18 protein-coding genes are annotated in these 17,755 nt (G+C 42.0%); 7 read left to right on the top strand and 11 right to left on the bottom strand.

The annotated features are described in order from the left end of the window. Positions 1–199: 199 nt before the first annotated feature. Positions 200–2,551 (top strand): TonB-dependent receptor, encoded by a 2,352-nt coding sequence (locus tag D1164_RS12540; RefSeq protein WP_206610997.1) that lies wholly within the window; start codon positions 200–202, stop codon positions 2,549–2,551. Positions 2,552–2,561: 10 nt separating this feature from the next. Continuing rightward, positions 2,562–3,452 (top strand): DUF4249 family protein, encoded by an 891-nt coding sequence (locus tag D1164_RS12535; protein ID WP_119350331.1) that lies wholly within the window; start codon positions 2,562–2,564, stop codon positions 3,450–3,452. 21 nt (positions 3,453–3,473) lie between these two features. Here the strand turns inward: D1164_RS12535 and D1164_RS12530 are convergent, their stop codons facing one another. Then, positions 3,474–4,100: a copper homeostasis protein CutC gene (locus tag D1164_RS12530; RefSeq protein WP_119350330.1), complete on the bottom strand. Its 627-nt coding sequence runs from the start codon at positions 4,098–4,100 to the stop codon at positions 3,474–3,476. 94 nt (positions 4,101–4,194) lie between these two features. Here D1164_RS12530 and miaA point away from each other — a divergent pair, with 94 nt between their 5' ends. Further along, complete coding sequence (gene miaA / locus D1164_RS12525; RefSeq protein ID WP_119350329.1) at positions 4,195–5,139, top strand: tRNA (adenosine(37)-N6)-dimethylallyltransferase MiaA; 945 nt, start codon at positions 4,195–4,197, stop codon at positions 5,137–5,139. Between the two features lie 24 nt (positions 5,140–5,163). Here miaA and D1164_RS12520 read toward each other — a convergent pair whose 3' ends face one another. The 3 genes from D1164_RS12520 to D1164_RS12510 all read right to left on the bottom strand — a co-directional run bounded on the left by D1164_RS12520 (position 5,164) and on the right by D1164_RS12510 (position 6,635). Beyond that, positions 5,164–5,892, bottom strand: coding sequence for an acyl-[acyl-carrier-protein] thioesterase (locus D1164_RS12520; RefSeq protein WP_119350328.1), 729 nt, complete (start codon positions 5,890–5,892; stop codon positions 5,164–5,166). A gap of 210 nt (positions 5,893–6,102) precedes the next feature. Continuing rightward, positions 6,103–6,378 (bottom strand): Txe/YoeB family addiction module toxin, encoded by a 276-nt coding sequence (locus tag D1164_RS12515; RefSeq protein ID WP_119350327.1) that lies wholly within the window; start codon positions 6,376–6,378, stop codon positions 6,103–6,105. After that, on the bottom strand, positions 6,375–6,635 hold the full coding sequence (locus D1164_RS12510) for a hypothetical protein (protein ID WP_119350326.1): 261 nt from the start codon (positions 6,633–6,635) through the stop codon (positions 6,375–6,377). Before D1164_RS12510 ends, D1164_RS12515 begins: the two co-directional genes overlap by 4 nt. A 356-nt stretch (positions 6,636–6,991) precedes the next feature. Between D1164_RS12510 and map the strand changes: the two genes are divergently transcribed. The 3 genes from map (at position 6,992) to D1164_RS12495 (ending at position 11,359) form a co-directional block, all read left to right on the top strand. Continuing rightward, the gene (map, locus tag D1164_RS12505) at positions 6,992–7,771 is read left to right on the top strand and encodes a type I methionyl aminopeptidase (RefSeq protein ID WP_119350325.1); all 780 of its coding nucleotides are present in this window, start codon (positions 6,992–6,994) and stop codon (positions 7,769–7,771) included. Between the two features lie 408 nt (positions 7,772–8,179). Beyond that, the gene (locus tag D1164_RS12500) at positions 8,180–9,460 is read left to right on the top strand and encodes a KamA family radical SAM protein (RefSeq protein WP_119350324.1); all 1,281 of its coding nucleotides are present in this window, start codon (positions 8,180–8,182) and stop codon (positions 9,458–9,460) included. A gap of 222 nt (positions 9,461–9,682) precedes the next feature. Further along, a complete protein-coding gene (locus D1164_RS12495; RefSeq protein ID WP_119350323.1) occupies positions 9,683–11,359 on the top strand; it encodes a diflavin oxidoreductase in 1,677 nt (558 codons plus the stop codon). Between the two features lie 66 nt (positions 11,360–11,425). Here D1164_RS12495 and D1164_RS12490 read toward each other — a convergent pair whose 3' ends face one another. Further along, positions 11,426–11,866 carry a hypothetical protein gene (locus D1164_RS12490; RefSeq protein WP_147372174.1) on the bottom strand — a complete coding sequence of 147 codons (441 nt, stop codon included), beginning with the start codon at positions 11,864–11,866 and terminating at the stop codon, positions 11,426–11,428. Between the two features lie 476 nt (positions 11,867–12,342). After that, positions 12,343–12,816 (bottom strand): DUF4268 domain-containing protein, encoded by a 474-nt coding sequence (locus D1164_RS12485; protein WP_119350321.1) that lies wholly within the window; start codon positions 12,814–12,816, stop codon positions 12,343–12,345. Positions 12,817–13,049: 233 nt separating this feature from the next. Between D1164_RS12485 and D1164_RS12480 the strand changes: the two genes are divergently transcribed. Next, positions 13,050–13,547: a cupin domain-containing protein gene (locus D1164_RS12480; protein ID WP_119350320.1), complete on the top strand. Its 498-nt coding sequence runs from the start codon at positions 13,050–13,052 to the stop codon at positions 13,545–13,547. A gap of 181 nt (positions 13,548–13,728) precedes the next feature. Here D1164_RS12480 and D1164_RS12475 read toward each other — a convergent pair whose 3' ends face one another. The 5 genes from D1164_RS12475 to D1164_RS12455 all read right to left on the bottom strand — a co-directional run bounded on the left by D1164_RS12475 (position 13,729) and on the right by D1164_RS12455 (position 17,578). After that, entirely contained in the window at positions 13,729–14,034 is a 306-nt protein-coding gene (locus tag D1164_RS12475) for a thioredoxin family protein (RefSeq protein ID WP_119350319.1), read from the bottom strand. After that, positions 14,031–14,258: a DUF6132 family protein gene (locus D1164_RS24225; protein WP_119350318.1), complete on the bottom strand. Its 228-nt coding sequence runs from the start codon at positions 14,256–14,258 to the stop codon at positions 14,031–14,033. The genes D1164_RS12475 and D1164_RS24225 overlap by 4 nt, the downstream gene beginning before the upstream one ends. Positions 14,259–14,450: 192 nt before the next feature. After that, on the bottom strand, positions 14,451–15,827 hold the full coding sequence (locus D1164_RS12465) for a hypothetical protein (protein ID WP_119350317.1): 1,377 nt from the start codon (positions 15,825–15,827) through the stop codon (positions 14,451–14,453). Positions 15,828–16,148: 321 nt separating this feature from the next. Then, on the bottom strand, positions 16,149–17,195 hold the full coding sequence (locus D1164_RS12460; RefSeq protein ID WP_119350316.1) for a type 2 periplasmic-binding domain-containing protein: 1,047 nt from the start codon (positions 17,193–17,195) through the stop codon (positions 16,149–16,151). Further along, positions 17,195–17,578 (bottom strand): phosphoribosyl-AMP cyclohydrolase, encoded by a 384-nt coding sequence (locus tag D1164_RS12455; protein WP_119350315.1) that lies wholly within the window; start codon positions 17,576–17,578, stop codon positions 17,195–17,197. The genes D1164_RS12460 and D1164_RS12455 overlap by 1 nt, the downstream gene beginning before the upstream one ends. Positions 17,579–17,755 lie beyond the last annotated feature (177 nt).

The following is a 17,755-nucleotide window of genomic DNA, read 5'->3' as shown; positions in this document are numbered from 1 at the left end:
GTGGAAAAAGCAAGAATAACTATTTTTTGTTCGCTTTTTTTAAAATACGGAAAAGGTGTTTTACCGATAAAAAGCGCCTGTTCAATAACATTTATTTTTGAAACATCCTGAACAAATCTCAATTTTGAGCCCAACAGAAAACAAGGGTGCAACCCTCCGGAAATAATTCTGTCGATAGACAGTAGAAACAATTAAACAAATGATGATGAAACACACTTTTTTGGTTTTGTTTTTATTAGCACTTTTTCTGAAAGTGTATTCGCAAACCTCCACGGTAAGCGGCTATATAAAAGATGCCGGTAGCGGCGAAGCGTTGATTGGCGTTAATTGCTACATTCCTCAACTTCAAACAGGAGTCACGTCCAATCAATACGGCTTTTATTCACTGACCCTTCCCGACGGAACCTACAAAATCGATTTTTCCTACATGGGCTACCAAACCCACACCGTACAACTGGAACTGCAAAAAGATCAGGTACTGAATATTTCACTGGAGGAAGATGTACAGAGTTTAAACGAGGTTATCGTTTCAGGCATTCGGAAAGACCGGAATGTGGAAAGTACTGAAATGAGCAGGGAAAAAATTCCGGTAAAGCTGGTCAAAAAACTTCCTTCGTTTATGGGGGAAGTGGATGTCTTAAAAACAATTACCCTGCTGCCCGGAATTCAGAATGGCGGGGAAGGCAGCTCAGGTTTATATGTCCGTGGTGGCGGCCCCGACGAGAATTTATTGATTCTGGACGAGGCGCCCGTTTACAATGCGTCACATCTGATGGGGTTTTTCTCGGTTTTTAATTCTGACGCCATCAAAGATATTGAGGTGTACAAAGGCGGAATTCCCGCGCAATATGGTGGAAAAGCCTCTTCGGTTATTGATATCAGAATGAAAGACGGCCACATCAACGAGTTTCATGGACAGGGAGGAATCGGGAATATTTCGAGTCGTTTGACTCTGGAAGGCCCAATAATAAAAGACAAGTGGAGTTTTATTGTTTCGGGAAGGAGAACCTATGCCGATGTAGTCGGAAGAATGATGGGAATTGAGGAGTTGAAGGACAATCAGTTGTATTTTTACGATCTAAACCTGAAAACGAATATATGGTTTTCGGATAAAGACCGTCTGTTTATCTCGGCTTATACCGGCGACGACTATTTCAAACTGGGCGAATCGCTCTACATGAATTGGGGAAATTTAACCACCACCGTGCGCTGGAATCATATTTTCGGAAGCCGGCTTTTTTCAAATACCTCTTTCATCTATTCGAATTACGGATATAACCTGGGGGTTCCGGGAACTTCCGCCGACCAGTTCGATTGGAATTCACAAATTGAAGATATCAACTTTAAGGAAGATTTTACGTGGTTTCTGGATTCAAATAATAAAATGAACTTCGGAATAAATATTATAAAACACCATTTTGAACCGGGAAATATAGATGCCGGCGAAAATTCATTTTTTGAACCCCTGAAACTTACAAATTACAACGCTTTAGACGGGGCGGTTTATGTTTCGAACGAACAAAAAATAGGCCCATTGTTTACGGTTAAATACGGAATGCGTTTGTCTGTATTTCAGCAAATAGGGGAAGGGAAAGTACGGGAATATCAAAAACCGGAGGCTCCCGATGATGACGAAGTTATTAGCGAAACTTCTTACGGGAAATGGGAAAAAATGGGTTCGCCTTATGTCCATTTCGAACCCCGGGTTTCGTTTAAATTGACGACCGGGAGCACCAGTTCGGTAAAAGGATCGTACAACCGCATGGTGCAAAACCTTCACCTGATTTCCAATACCAATTCACCCACTCCGCTCGATATCTGGTTGCCCACCAGTAAATACATCAAACCATTGATTTCGGATCAGGTAGCCATAGGATATTTCAGGAATTTTGCTGACAATGCTTTTGAAACATCGCTCGAAGTTTATTACAAAGACGTGAAGAATGTGCTGGATTATAAAGATGGAGCGGAGTTGTTTCTGAACGAGGATCTGGAAACCGAACTGTTAACCGGCAGCGGTTATGCATATGGAATGGAATTCCTGGTTAAAAAACAGGAAGGTAAAATTACAGGCTGGCTGGGGTACACGCTGGCAAAATCGATGCGGAAAGTACCGGGGATCAACGACGGCAGGGAGTACCCTTCTACTTACGATCGCACGCACGATATCTCGCTGGTGTTAAATTATGAACTGAATCGGCAGGTGTCGCTGGCTGCCAATTGGGTATTTTCAACCGGAAACCCCGTAACGTATCCGGTGGCAAAATACGATGTGCAAGGCAATACCCTTTTTTACTATTCGGAACGAAATGGCCACCGGATTCCTGATTATCACCGGCTTGATTTTTCCCTTACCTACAATCCGAAAAAGAATGAATCACGCAAAGTAAAACGCTCGCTGAATGTTTCACTTTACAATGTGTACGCCCGAAGAAATGCCTATTCCATTTATTTCAGGCAGAATGAAGATAATCCTTCCTTAACCGAGGGAACACGTCTTTCCATTATCGGAACCATTATTCCGGCCATTACTTATAACATCACTTTTTAAATTTTGAATCATGCAAACAAAATATATTTTCTTTTTGGCTTTCGTTTTCATTCTGATGAATGCGTGTGAAGATGTGATTGACATCGAACTAAGCGATGAAGATGTGGGCCTGTATGCCGTTGAGGCCAAAATTACCACGGAAGACAATCCGTATGTTTTTCTATACAAAACGCAACCGGTGAGTTCTGCCGAACCCTACATAGGAGTGAGCGGTGCAGTGGTAACTATTTCAGACAATTCGCAGCCCCCACAAACGATTCAGCTTGCGGAAGACCCGGAAAATACCGGATTGTACATTCCTGAAGAAGGAATTACTTTTCATGGAGAGTACAATAAAGAATACATGGTTTCCATTTCTGTGGGAGAAACAACACTTACAGCCAGCGATATGCTGGCAAAAGTGGAACCTATCGATTCGATTCAGGTGCATTCTTCCCTGCGGGGGGATCATCTTTTTCTGGGCATTTTTACATACGGGAACGAGACTCCGGGAATCGGGAATTATTACAAATGGGATATTTACATCAACAACGAATTGTTGAGTGGCTCGGAATACCTTGCCGTTGTCAGTGATGAAATGGTTGACGGGAATTATGTGAACGGATTCGAAATTTTTACCGATTTTCACGACCCCGAAGAACCGTCGGAACGGCTGTTAAATCTGGGAGATACCATACAGGTAAAACAGACATCCATTTCAGAGTTTGCGTGGCATTTTTATTCCCAAATGTTCGAACAGGGGCAAACGGGAGGTTTGTTCAGCGTTCCTCCGGCAAATATCAAAGGGAACTTTTTATCGGATGACGGGCGCCAGGTTCTTGGCCTTTTTACAGCTCACGATGTGTCGGCCTCCAACGTGGTGGTTATTGATGAGGCCATTGAGGAACAGCTGAAAGAGTGATGGATTGCCGTTGTTTTTTTATCAAGAAGTAAGGTCACCCACAATTTTTCTTCCATGAAATTCCCGCGCCCCGGTTAAATGCTGAATTTCATCAATATTCAGATTTGTAACTTTCCCGGCAACCAAAATGGTGAGTTTTTTTCCTGCCAATTTTAACATCCGTTGGATGGTTTCAGATCCTTCTTTTGCCGTAGTTTTTCCGCCCGATGTTAGTATTCGTTTGATTCCATTTATTTTTTTCAGGATTTTAACTCCTTCCTCCGGGTTTTTCAGCAAATCAATGGCTTTATGAAAAGTAACAGGCAGTGGCTGGGCATACGCTGCCAGAAGACTTGTATTTTTTTCGTCTATTTCGTTTTCAGGAGTGAGGAGGCCCAAAACTACCCCCGACGCTCCGCCTTTTTTTGCCATGTCAATTTCCTGTTTCATCCGGATAATTTCCTTTTCGGAACAGATAAAATCTCCGGCCCTCGGCCGAATCATCACCATTACCGGAATTTTTAAAGCAGAACAGGTTTTTTGAATTAATTCGTCAGAAGGCGTTAATCCGTCATTTGCCAGGTCAGAGCAGAGTTCTATTCTGTTGGCGCCCTGACGTTCTGCCAGCAGGGCCTCTTCGTATGTTTCAACGCAAGCTTCTTTTATCATTTTTGAATGACTATAAAATTCAAAGATATTTGATCTCTGGTTATTCGCAAGTCATCGCGATAATTTATAGTTTTGTGGCTTGAGAATTCCAAAAATGAATACCGGCAAATCGACATACAACCTGATTACCATTTTGGGGCCGACAGCCACCGGAAAAACAGGGATTGCTGCTCACCTTGCCTTAAAAATGGACGGCGAAGTAATTTCAGGTGATTCACGGCAGGTGTACCGCGGTATGGATATTGGCACCGGCAAAGATTACGATGACTATTTTGTCGATGGAGTAGAAGTCCCTTCTCATCTTCTGGATATTGAGGACCCAGGCAACCATTACAACGTGTACCGTTTTCATGCCGATTTTATTGAAGCATTCAAAGATATTTGTTCGCGCGGAAAATTTCCGGTGCTTTGCGGAGGCACCGGCTTGTATCTGGAGGCGGTGTTGAAAGATTACAAGTTGATTCAGGTACCCCCCAACAGGGAATTGCGGAAAGAGTTGGAAGGGAAATCGCTGGAGGAATTGACTGAAATCCTGCAAAAACTGAAACCCCGCCTTCATAATAAAACGGATGTGGAGACCGATCGACGGGCTGTCCGTGCCATAGAAATTGAAACGTATTACCGCCAAAATCCGGAAATGGAAACATCAATGCCGGAGATCAGCAGCCTAAACATAGGGGTGAAAGTTGACCGTGAAACGCGTCGTCAGCGGATTACGAAACGTCTGAAACAGCGACTGGACGAAGGAATGCTGGAGGAGGTTCAGAGATTACTGGACTCCGGTTTGACACCCGATCAGTTGATTTATTACGGCTTGGAATATAAGTACCTCACACTCCATTTAATCGGTAAGTTGAGTTTTCAGGAGATGTTTGATAAGCTGGAAATAGCCATTCACCAGTTTGCCAAACGGCAGATGACCTGGTTTCGTGGAATGGAAAAACGAGGTTCCCAAATTCACTGGATTGACGGAACCTTGCCCATGGAGGAGAAGGTAGGGAAGGTGTTGGAGTTGTTTGATAGCGGCCATGTAAGATGACCTGGAGCTGTCCGGTGAATAGAGTTACCTTTTCCGCCACACCAGCCTGGCACGTATCAAATCGGCGCCATCACTTTCACGCACCACACTGCATAAGTGTTTGTTTGGTTGTAGTTCCTGCATTTTTACGGCCAGTTTGTCGGTGGGCAGTCCTTCCTTCATAAAATTTACTTCGAATTCGGCCAATTCGTTTTTTTCGTGAAACGCAAAAGGATAACTGTCGATGATACGTTCAAGATACCTGCCGCTGTTAAAATGCTGGTTGATGTCTATTTCATTAAAAAGCACCGGGGTAAAGTGTAATGACTCGTTCGAATCGGGTGATGGCACTTTGGCCGAATTTTCACCGAAAACGCTCTCTTCGTAATTTGGAAAGTTCCCGAAGTTGGTCAGGCGCACAATTCTTTTGGTATTGGCATTGAGCACCAGCCAGCTACTGGTGGCCCGGATAATATATTGCCCTTTTTTGTCCACAAAGTTGAAATCGCGGTAGCCGTAAAATCCATCTGTACCACGCGACCAGGTTTCCAGGGAAAAATCTTCGCCCCAAACCGGGCGGCGGTCAATTTTTACAAGCAACCGGGAAAGTACCCAGAATTGCTCGTCTTCTTTCAGGTTATCGTATCCAAAACCCAGCTTGGCCGCATGTTCCCAGGCAATGTCCTGCATCTGGTAAAACATAAACGATGTGGATAACTTTCCGAAGCGGTTAATGAAGTATGATTTTGTCGATAAGTGGTTGGTATGTTTCATTTTTTTATACTGAAAAACGATTTTGATTTTCTCTTTTCTTTAGAAAAACAGGAAATTGAATATCTAACATCATCAAGCGATGAATTGAAAACAAGGTTAATGATTTTTGATTTAATTGTCCTTTCTCCTGATTCAGTTAAATAATCCTGCGTTTTAAAGATTCTGGATGATTGCTATATTACACCATGCGATGCAATCGCAATCAGGAACTTATTTGTCGCTATAGTGGCCGGACGCAGCAACAACCAACACCGTAATTTTTTCGTCATTGATGGAATAAACAAGCCGGTGTTTTTTTGTGATTCTCCGCGAAAAAAAACCTTTGTATCCGTAGCCCAGCGGTTTTGGTTTTCCTGTTCCTGTTCCGGGATGTTGCTGCAGCTCTTTTAAAAGTACTTTTACTTTTTTGAATGCTGCAGGTTCATTTTTCTTTAACCTGGCAAGGTCTTTTTTAGCTTCTACGGTAAAATAAAGCGTGTAGGTCATAAATTGTCAAGAAACCGGTTTAGTTCCTCTTTCGTTTCTACTGTTGTCACTTTTCCTTCTTTCGCCTGTTTTATCGACTTGTTGATTTTGTCAAGCATAGCCGGGGTGAAGTATAAATCTTCTTTGTCAACCGGAGTCAGGAGATAAGCTTGTTTTTTTCCCCTTCTGATTATCACTTTTTCGCCTTTGTCAGCCAGGTCGAAGAAATCTTTTTGCTTGTCCCTGAAATGCCGGCTTGTTGTCTGAATAATTGCCATAATTAAATATTAATTGTGTACCAAATTTGGTACAAATATAGTGAATTTTTATTCCTTTTCTGTTAGCTGAAACATCCTGTTTGCCGGAAATTTTTCTTTATTCCATCTGACCTGTTCCTTGGCTGACACCGGGTTGTTCAACCTGTGCGTTTACAAAATAAAAAGAAGTGACAAAGAGGCCAGGGAGTATTAGTTTTTTCATTTCGAATGATTGTTTGGTTTTTACTTTTATTTTAAAGGTACAACTTTTTCTTAGGTGTGTTTCTTTTTCCGATAATTAAACTTTTGCAAAAGTTGGTTGTTCGGTTTTGAAATGCCAGTGAAATTAATCATTTTTGCGCTAAATTTATTCGAATATGAGTGGGATCATCATTAAAACCCCGGAACAAATAGAAGGAATCAGGAAAAGTTGCCAACTGGCAGCACAAACACTTGACTATGCCGCACAGTTTGTAAAAGCCGGCGTTAGCACTGAATTTATCGACGAAAAGATAGAGGAGTTTATTCTCGAAAATAAGGCTGTTCCGGCCACCAAAGGATATAATGGTTATCCCAAATCAAGCTGTATTTCACTCAATGAAGTGGTTTGCCACGGTATTCCTTCCCCTCATACAGTTTTAAAGGATGGAGACATTCTGAACATTGACATCACTACCATTCTCGATGGATATTATGGCGATACGTCCCGTATGTTTGCAGTAGGGGAAATATCTGCTGTGGCAAAAGACCTCATTGAGGTAACTCGCCATTGTCTGGCCCTTGGAATTCAGCAGGTGATACCTGGTAACTATTTTGGAAATATTGGTTTTGTTATCAGCCGGTATGCCAAAGCCAAGGGCTACAGTGTGGTGTACGAATTCTGCGGACATGGTGTGGGACTGGAATTTCACGAAGAGCCGCAGGTCGATCACGCTTCACGAAGGAACAGAGGTCCCAAAATGAAACCCGGAATGATTTTTACCATTGAGCCGATGATAAACCAGGGGCGGGCAGGAACTTCTGTCGACCAGCAAGACGGTTGGACCGCGCGCACGGTAGACAATAAACTTTCGGCACAATTTGAACATTCCATTCTGGTGACTCCCACCGGGTATGAAGTACTTACCGATATACATAACGACTTTCCGGTAACCTGAAGGAGTGCATTCCTTTTTAATCAGGCTTAAATGTAATTTTTATTTTTAAACTTCTGTTTGAATAGCGATAAACAGGGGAGTGTTCTGCATTACTTTTTTTGAATTACGATGCAGGCATTTTTTTGTGTATCTGTGCAATTCAAGGGCCGGATTTCAAAAATAATCAGATTTGAGCAGGTCAATTGTTAGGTCTTTCCATTGTCCCAAATTTGGAATAGGTAAGAGGCTGAACCCCAAACAGTAACTTCATTCCCTGGCCTGCAGTGTCCCAGTTAATCCACATCATCTTTTAATGTGCTTATATAGATTTAGTCTAAATAAACTTTGCGGTCTCCTTTTTTATTGATATTTTAAGGGCATCACTGATTTGTAAACAACTCAAATTTTCTTAAAAAAATAAAAGATATTATGAGGTTTTTAACTTTTAATGCGAAAAATTTCAGAGAGGTAGAGTATGTAAAATACCTGCCCGAGGAGGTCAAAAACGAAATTGATATTGTTTCTAAAGTCATTCCTTTTAAAACCAATAACTATGTGGTCGATTATTTAATTGATTGGGAAAATTTTAAGGACGATCCGGTTTATGTTCTTAATTTCCCAAATAAGGATATGCTAAGGCCGGAACGTTACCAGCAGTTAAAATGGGCCATAGAGAATAAACGTCCGCAACAGGAAACAGACGATCTGATAATGAAGATACGGATGGAAATGAACCCTCATCCGGCGCAACAAATGACTAATGTTCCGGTAATGGATAATGAAGAACTAAAAGGGGTTCAGCATAAATACAAGGATATTGTGTTGTTTTTCCCGAGCCAGGGACAAACCTGTCATGCCCACTGTACTTTTTGCTTCCGGTGGCCTCAGTTCGTAAAAGAACTCGACATGAAATTTTCCATGCGTGAGATTGGGAAAGTGATGGAATATATCCGCCGGAATCCTGAAATCAACGAAATCTTATTCACCGGAGGGGATCCGCTTATTATGGATCCGGCTACCATTTCAAAATACTTCGATGTGATTTTGGCTGAGCGGCCCTCCAACCTTAAGAATATTCGTTTTGGGACAAAGTCGCTCACCTATTGGCCTTTTGCTTTTCTACCTAAATTCAGTGAAGAAGGACAGGAGATACTCGACTTGTTTAAGCGGATAACGGACAATGGTTTTCACCTGTCATTTATGGCCCATTTTAATCATCCGAATGAGATGGACAATGAGGTAGTGCAGGAGGCCATATATAATGTTCGCCAAACCGGGGCCGAAATCCGGACGCAAGCACCCATTCTGAACCATATCAATAAAAGCAGCAAGGTGTGGGCACAGATGTGGAAAAAACAGGTGAGCCTGGGATTGATTCCCTATTATATGTTTATCGAAAGGGAAACCGGCCCTTACAACTATTTTGAGATTCCGCTTGCTGAGGTGTATCAGATTTACCAAAATGCCATCAGGGAAACAGGAAGTTTTGCTAAAACGGTAACAGGCCCGGTGATGTCGGCTGCCAAAGGAAAGGCACAGATTATGGGAGTTGTTGAGAATCCGCTTGACGGCAACAAATATTTTATGGTGCAGTATGTCCGGCACCGTGATTATCGTGAGACATTCAAACCTTTTTTCCTGGAATACGATGAAAAGGCAACCTGGATTAATCAACTGAAAGAGGTGCCTGCCGAACTTATGGTGAGCTAAAGATGCGGATTGTACTAAAGACCCGAAGGAATGCCTGGGGCGCCTTTATGTGAAAATACCACGAAGTATATTTTTCAGCCGGACTTTTGATATATAATTCAGAAAATGCGAAGGGCTTTGGGATGATTGCCCGGGATAATGTTTCTGTAACCCTAAAGGTCTGAATTGGCCTTGCCCAATGCTTTCCGGCTGAATCGAGTTTAATAAAAAATACACTAGAATATGGAAACAACAACACAGGCAGTTCCTGTTAATCAGGAAAAAAACAATTTGAAAACTTCCCATAAAACCTTATACGTTGTTTATGGAAGCCGCACCGGCAACTCCAAAGCGGCAGCAACCCTGGCGTGGGAGTATGCCGGCTACCTGGGGATGGAAAGTGAGCTGCTGGATATGAAAACGTTTCCGTTCGAAAGAATGGAAGAGATTAAGAACCTGTTAATTGCTGTCAGTACACACGGCGAAGGCGATCCCCCGGCCGTGGTGGAAGATTTTTACCGGTTTATGCATAGCGAAGAAGCTCCGTTGCTGGAAGGGGTTAAATTCAGCATCTTGGCGTTGGGAGACAGTAGCTATAATGATTTTTGCAAAACCGGATGGGATTTCCGGGAACGCCTTCTCGAACTGGGCGCACAGGAAGTAAGCCCTTTGGTGGAATGTGATATTGATTACGAAGAGAATGCAAAAAGCTGGGTGGCTGAGTCTGTTACTACTTTTGAACGAATTTTGCCCAAAAAGAAAAGTGTGGACAAAGCAGAGTTTGCTTTCGAGCTAAATAAACGCGAGTTGGATCAGAACAATGCTTTTTATGCAAAGGTACTTGAGAAGAAACTGCTTACTTCGGAAGATTATGAAAAGCGTACATTACACCTGACCCTCTCAATGGAAAATTTCGGGCCTTCGTTTTTTCCCGGCGATTCATTTGGTATTTACACCTCGAATTCCCGGTTCATGGTAGACAAGCTGCTTAAAGCATTACAATTTGACGGGACACATGCGGTGTTGACGGAAGGAACACCGAGGCTCCTGAAGGAAGCCTTGGTTCATGATTATGAAATAACGATGGTTACTCCGGTTGTGTTGAAAAAGTATGCTGAAATTACGGGAATAAAAGAATTGTCTGACCTGCTTACCCGTGAGAAATGGGTCAACAATTTTTGCGAAAATCATGATGTACTGGATCTTGTTACCTTGTTCCCGGGAGAAATTAGCCCGGAAGCTTTTCTTTCCTGTTTACGAAAACTGGGTGCCCGTTTGTACTCGGTTGCCTCAAGTCCGTTGGTTTTTCCCAACGAACTGCACCTCACGGCAAGTATGATCGAATACCCGTTAAACGATAGACAACACAGGGGTGTTTGTTCTACTTATATTGAGGATAGGGTGGAAGAGGGGGATTCTGTTCCTGTATTTCATGAGCCGAACGAAAAGTTCCGTTTGCCGGAAGATGATTCCTTACCCATTATAATGATTGGGGCGGGGACAGGAATTGCCCCGTTTCGCGGGTTCCTGCAGGAAAGGGAACATAGGGGAGCAACAGGTAAAAACTGGCTTGTTTTTGGCGACAGACATTCAAAAAGCGATTTTCTGTATGGAAAAGAGATGACCTATTATCAGGATTCGGGACTGCTTTCAAAATTGGATTTGGCTTTTTCGAGGGATACGAAACCCAAAAAATATGTGCAGCATTGTTTGCTCGAAAACCGCAGCGAATTTTTTCGGTGGATCGATCAGCTCAACGCTGTAGTTTATTTGTGCGGGAATAAACGGACAATGGGGAAGGATGCCAAAGAAACCATTCGGAACATTGTGGCTGAGGAAGGCAGACTGACTGAGGAGCAGGCCGATGATTACATTCAGGAAATGATAAAAAACAAGAAGTTACTTACGGATCTTTATTAAACAAAGAAGCCGGCTTTTGCCGGCTTCTTTGTTTCTGTTTTCTTGTTTCCTTGTTTTCCTGACTTTCTATTTTCTGCTCCAAACACGGCTGTTTAACATCCATGATTCTATTTTGATCGGTTTATCCGTTTCGGTTTCCGGATAAAGAACCATTCCAAATTTATTGGCCTCCAACATCCACGGTTCTACGACGAGCGGCGCTTCGGTTGCTTTTTCTTCCTGGTAGTCAAAAAAGAAGATGTTTTCGTTTACCATCCAGTTTTCCAGTTCCAACGCTGCTTCTTTTTCCTCGGTTACGTAGCCTGCAAAAACAGTGAGTGATGGCATGTTTTTAACCTCGTGAGCTTTCATTTCTACATTTCTGACGTTTAGTTCCAGCGCATTGTTGTTCTGCGTTTCAGCATTTGAACCCCGGGCATTGACGTTAAAAAATACGGCGAACAGGGCAACTAAAATGGTCAGTGATTTCATTTCGGCTTTTTGCAATTTACTGTTTCTTGTTTTCATGACTTTGTTCTCCATTTTTTACTTTATAATTTCAATTTTTTAATTCTTTTTTTTGAATTCAACATTAAGACGTCTGAATTTTTATTTCGTTACATTTCTTATAGAACTTTTTTTAAGCATGTACTTTTTTTTGCATTGTTATTTGTTATGCAAATATATGAATAAAAAAAGATACTATGCAATACATAGTACTATGAATTTTGTCATGTTTTTGAGGCTTGTTTTGTAGTTTGTTGTTATTCAGTGTTTTGTTATTCGTTATTTTTTTCTGTTTTTTAGGTCTTTTCAGAATGATAACTTGTATTTTATCACGTATTGAATCAACTTCATCCTGTTCCTGCCCGAAAAAAATAATTTTTCAGGGAACATCTTTTTTTCGGGAGCCAATTCTGAAAGGAGGAAATCTGCAGGGGGAGTTTTTTTTTACCGGTGCTGCTTTCAAACGCTGTAATCGAAGGTTTTTTCAGAAAAGGAACTTAGTATTGCTCCATTTCTTCTTTCAGAATGTTCCGGATTTGCATGAAGTTCTCTTCCATTCTAATCATGTTTTCTGCGAAAAAATTAAAAATGTCGGGCCATTGGTTTTGTCTGTACAGATTTACTTCTGGAAGAACAGTATAAATGCGGCAAACTTCCTGCCCGCTGTCTTCCCGTTCGCAAAAGAATTCCCAAATCAATCCGTCGGGGAAGCCTTCTTCCAAAATTATTTTGTAGCTCTGAAGAATTTCAAACGCCTTCAGTCTCTTGTCTTCATTGCGGTGGTTTAATTCCAGAATCACTTTGGCATTCATCCGGTCAGCCTCGAACCGAAGCGCCACGCCTTTAATCTTTGTTCGATGCAGCATCCATTTTTTCTGCAGGTTTGCCAGTAGCGGATGAACTTCGCACCGTTTGCCAAACTGATTCCAAAATTGCAGTCTTATCTTTTTTGCTTCTTCTTTTGAATACATGTTCTCGTTTTACCAGACCAAGCTCGGCGTTTTGCAATCGCCGGTTTTTTTTAGAATAAATAGCTCAATTTTACTTCGTAATCCGGAATTGAAAAGCAATATTAATTTTTACTTTTGAAATATGAAACGACCATGGGTAAAGTTTATACATTCAGGCCATAATTTTATTGGTCAGCCTTAAAATGTTCGGTAGAATGAAATAAATACCTTTGATAATTATCAATTATTCTGAAATGAAAACAGCAGCATATTGGATTGAAAAGCTCGACCTGGAGAAGCATCCGGAAGGAGGTTGGTACCGCGAGGTTTACCTTTCGGAAGATATTGTTCCGCAAACGGGCTTGCCAGCTAATTTCCGCAGTGAACGAAGTTTCTCCACTTCCATTTATTATTTGCTGGAAAACGATGATTTTTCGGCCTTTCACCGGATAAAATCAGATGAAATATGGCATTATTACGGAGGGACTTCAGCCATTGAAATTCTTTCGTTGGAAAAAGGGAAGGTAAAAAAATACCTTGTAGGCAATGATTTAGACAGCGGACAAAAGCTACAGGTTGTGGTGCCGAAAAATACATGGTTTGCTGCCCGTTTGCTCGATGCTAGTGGTTACGCGCTGGCCGGATGCACCGTTTCCCCAGGGTTTCATTTTGAAGACTTTGAACTGGCAGATGACCGGCTGTTGAAAGAGTACCCGGAGCAGCAGGAAAAGATTGCGCCTCTTTTGAGATGATGGTGCGGTACACACCAAAAATGCCACTTCAGGCCGGGATGCCAGGAGTGTGACGTGAAATGTGTTGGGAATCAATGTTTTTGACAACTCGATAAAAAAGTCGAATCGTTTTTAAGCCTCCCCGAGGCTACATACAAGAAACAGTATAGTCAGGCTGAACCCAAAATGCAACAGAGCAGCGCTAATGCGCGCCAATCTGCTCACGTAATATTTCTTTTAATTCATCGGCACTAAAAACTCCCTCGCCGGTCCAAAGTGGTTTCCCATCTTTAAACATAATGAGCGTGGGTATTCGTTGAACTTTGAAGTAACTGGCAATGGCAGGATTTTTATCCACGTTCACCTTTACAATTCTTAAACCCTTTATCTCTTCCTTTACCTGTTTCAGGATAGAGGGCATTTTTTTGCAGGGGCCACACCAATCGGTATAAAAATCAACCAGTACCGGTTTAGTTGAGTTAATGATATGTAAAAAACGGTGGTTCATTTTCCCTCTTCCGTTTTCTTTTTACGTTTATGTATGATGTCACTAATAAAGTCGCCAACAAGGTAACCTACTGCAGTTCCCCATAACGTGCTCCAATACCATACTGAGCGAATAGGACACGTACCGCTGGTACAACCAACAAACTTCCAGTACAAAAATCCGCCTAATGCACCTAAGGCCGTAAAAATAAGAGTTAGTCTCTTTTCTCTCAAAAAGTTTTTCATATTGATATTTAAAAGGTGAAACAATAAAGGGTATATCTGGTTTTAATATTTCCCATCAAATTTAACGATGTGAAATAGAGAAAATTGAAATCGTTCGTTTTCTTAGTTCTTTTTGTCCTGGTATTTGTGATCCTGATTAGTTATATTTTCGGCGGTATAGAAGGATGTGTGGAGCAACTCCGGGAACTTTTGCTAATATGCTTTTTGAAAAACGATTTCGTTCAACCCGGCTACCTTTTTGTTTTCATTGTCGATATATACTCTTACCGTGAGCGCACCATCTTCTACTGCAACAACCCGCTCACCTGTCCATTCGGTTTCACCGGTATCCAGTGCAATGGTGGCTGCGGTGGTACCTTCAAATTCAATTTTTTGCCACGATGGCAAGTAGAGGTCGCCCACCTTTGCCCGGATACGGTACGTTCCGTTTCTTACATTTATTTGGTAGTCGTAAAAATCTTGAGGGTTGGTACATTGGGCGCGTGTTCCTTCAAAAAGTATTTTTTTCAGGCGTACATTTCCTTCGCTGCCTTTTGTTACATGTTCTACCTTGTCTGCCGGATTCCATTTTCCGGTCAGCCATCCTTTTCCGGAGTAGATTTCAAAAGGCTCAGTATTTTTTTTGTTTCCGGTGCGCCAACGAGGCTGGCCAAAAGTTATCTTTCCGCGGGAAAAAGATTGTACAACATTTTTTCCATCCTGAAAGTAAAGGCCGAACAGCTGCGGAAATCCGTTGATGATATTTCGAAAACGTTCGTCGTAGTCCGGTTCTGTATCGGCGTGAACTACACAAAACTGCAAATGTCCCCACAACTTATCGCCCCAGGCTGTACCAACAGGGTCGCCCCTGAAAAGCTTTTGTCCTTTTTTTACAGCCAGGGTTTTATTATACAGGTAATTGTAAACATAGTAAATACCAGGCTGCGATTCACTTTCCAGTAAAACGCACGCCGCATTTTTGTCGGTTTCTTTGTCTTCAACCCAAACCACGCGACTGTTTTCAATGGCTACCAGCCAGTGTTTTTGAAGTTCGCGTGCATCGTGCAGGTTAAAGCCAATCCCCGGGTATGTGCTATAAGCGGGCGATGTTTGATTTTCATCTTTTTGATAAAATGAAAACATATAACTGTCCTCTTCAGCTCCCCATAAAAAACCATCGTTAAAGCTTACCGGAAAAATGTATTGGTTGGGGTCGAGTAGGGGGAGCCGTGAGTCGCTCAGGCATATCAGTGCATCTTTCGTTGAAAGTCCGTGAATAAGGGAATCGGAGGCAAGTGCTTTCACATTTTTGTTGTCTGCGGTAAATATCCTGATATTTCTTCGTTCTTCAGGTACTGTCCTGCGTGCCACTTTAATATTAACCGTATCGTCGCCTACTTTCAGCCGGTTGAAATGATTCTCAACTCCCAGCAGTTTGACCGCCACCTCATTGAAAGTGACACTGTCTCCCACATTCAGATTGTAATAAAAACCGTTTCCCCACCGGAAGTCAGCAGTACCCGGCTGTTGTGCTTTCAACTGAAGAAAAATAACGGACAAAACAATGATGATGCAGATTCTTTTTTTCAACCCTTTTCCGTTTACTATTAATTTCTTGCAGCAAAGCTATCAGAAATTTTTTACATTCGGTTCAAAATCCTTTTGATGGGAGGGAATCATTATCCCCGGAAAAATCCATTTTGAAAAGATGGCAAGCTGGTACCGCTGCCGGGCATCAGTTTAACCGATACCTTTTTATACGCACCCTGTTTATGGCATAAAATTATGTGATACAGTCAACTCTCCCGGTTCTGTAAAGCCTGGCTCATGCCGTTAAATGGTATCATCTCGCAACCCAAAGTTACGTTTGGAACAACAAAAATTGTTTCCGTAAAAGGTTCCCGGTCAACATCAAAATTCCAGCACATTGATGCTTGAAATGGACGATTCGATAGGGATAGTGTCGATATTAACCGCATTTCGAACAGCCAGCTCAAAACGGATTTGCGCTAACGAGAGATGGTGCCGTTTTGTATCCACCTGAATACTGAGCTGGGTATGCGTTTTCCCCGGGTTGATGGTGGGTTCATCGGCAAACAGCTGATTCTCCCTCAGGTAATCCTCCATCTCCGGCATTGATTCATTGGAAACATTAAAAAAGATAATGACCTTGTTTTCAGCATCAACACTTCCGTAAAGATTCAAAAGAAACATCTTTAAAAGATGGCTTTTGTGCGGGTCTTTTTTGAGAATCGGGTTGATGTAAACACCTGTTTGGGAAACCATGATCTCATCAATGATTTTGAGTTTATAGTTTCGGATCGCGCTTCCCGTCTGGGTAATTTCTATTCCGATGTCTGCACCGCCGTTTTTTACTTTGGCTTCTGTTTTTCCCCAGGTTTCGTAAATAACTACTCCTTTGTCAATTTTAGAAGGAGTTTTGTACTTCTGAACACTGAAATTTTTAAAATCTTCAAACCTGCCGATTGCCTTTAGTTTTTCCTGTGCCCAGTGCAGGGCCAGGTAGGGCATCTCAGAAACAATGGTAATGAGTTCCTTTGTTTGGCACAAATCGTTAAAAACGTCATTTACATTATCCTTGGCATCATTGGGGGCAATTCCCACAATGCGGACCTCTCCGCGGTTCAATGGCAGCACTTCCTCGATTTCCACATCGGTACCGTACTCCAGTTTTAGTTCCAGAACACGCTCTTTTATCCAGTCGGCTCCGGCAATGGCTACATCTAATTCCTGAATGCCAAGCTGGGATCCAAATTCCTGGGGTCTGCCGTCCCACCCGAAAAGGTAGCCAATTGATTTAAATTCGGTGGGGCCGCCGTTTTCATAGCCTTTTGTTTCAAATCCGGCGCTGTTCAATAATTTAATCAGGTTGCCTCCTCTGGAAGCATTGGCCAGGGAACCGGCCGGCATTCCTATCACAAGTTTTTCGTTGTTCATTAGATTTTTTCCAGTTTATTTGAATCGGTTATTTTTCGGTAGTAACAGGAGCTAAAAGGCATTCCGGATTCATCCTTTGCATGGCAGGCACCTTTCCCTTCCGGTGTAACCAGGTATAACAGTGAATTTTGTTCGCAATTGATCCTTATTTCTTCCATCCGAAGCAGGTCGCCCGAAGTGAGCCCTTTTTTCCAGAGTTCATTCCGGCTGCGGCTCCAGTAAGTGGCATATCCGCTTCGGCGGGTTTCCTCAAATGCTTCCTGGTTTACAAACGATAAAATCAATACTTCTTTCGTTGTAAAATCTTGCGTTACAACTGGAAGTAATTTTTTTCCATCCGATCCAAAATCGATAAGTAATTCTTCCGTGTATTCTTTTGCCATAATTTTAATTTATGGTCGCGAAAATAAAAATTACTTTTTTAATCCCACGCATTTATTCCGCCTGATTTTATTTTTCCAGTTTGTTTATCTAAAGGAGATTCTGTCCATTTTTCTGCAGACCGGCGTGGTTTTTCTGTTTGTCAAAAATTAAAACCGCGCTCTTAAAACTTGAACTTT

Source organism: Mariniphaga sediminis (assembly GCF_003573545.1).
GTDB classification, from domain to species: Bacteria; Bacteroidota; Bacteroidia; order Bacteroidales; family Prolixibacteraceae; genus Mariniphaga; species Mariniphaga sediminis.
The sequence above is the reverse complement of the archived record's forward strand: the minus strand, read 5'-3'. Positions and strand labels throughout refer to the sequence as shown.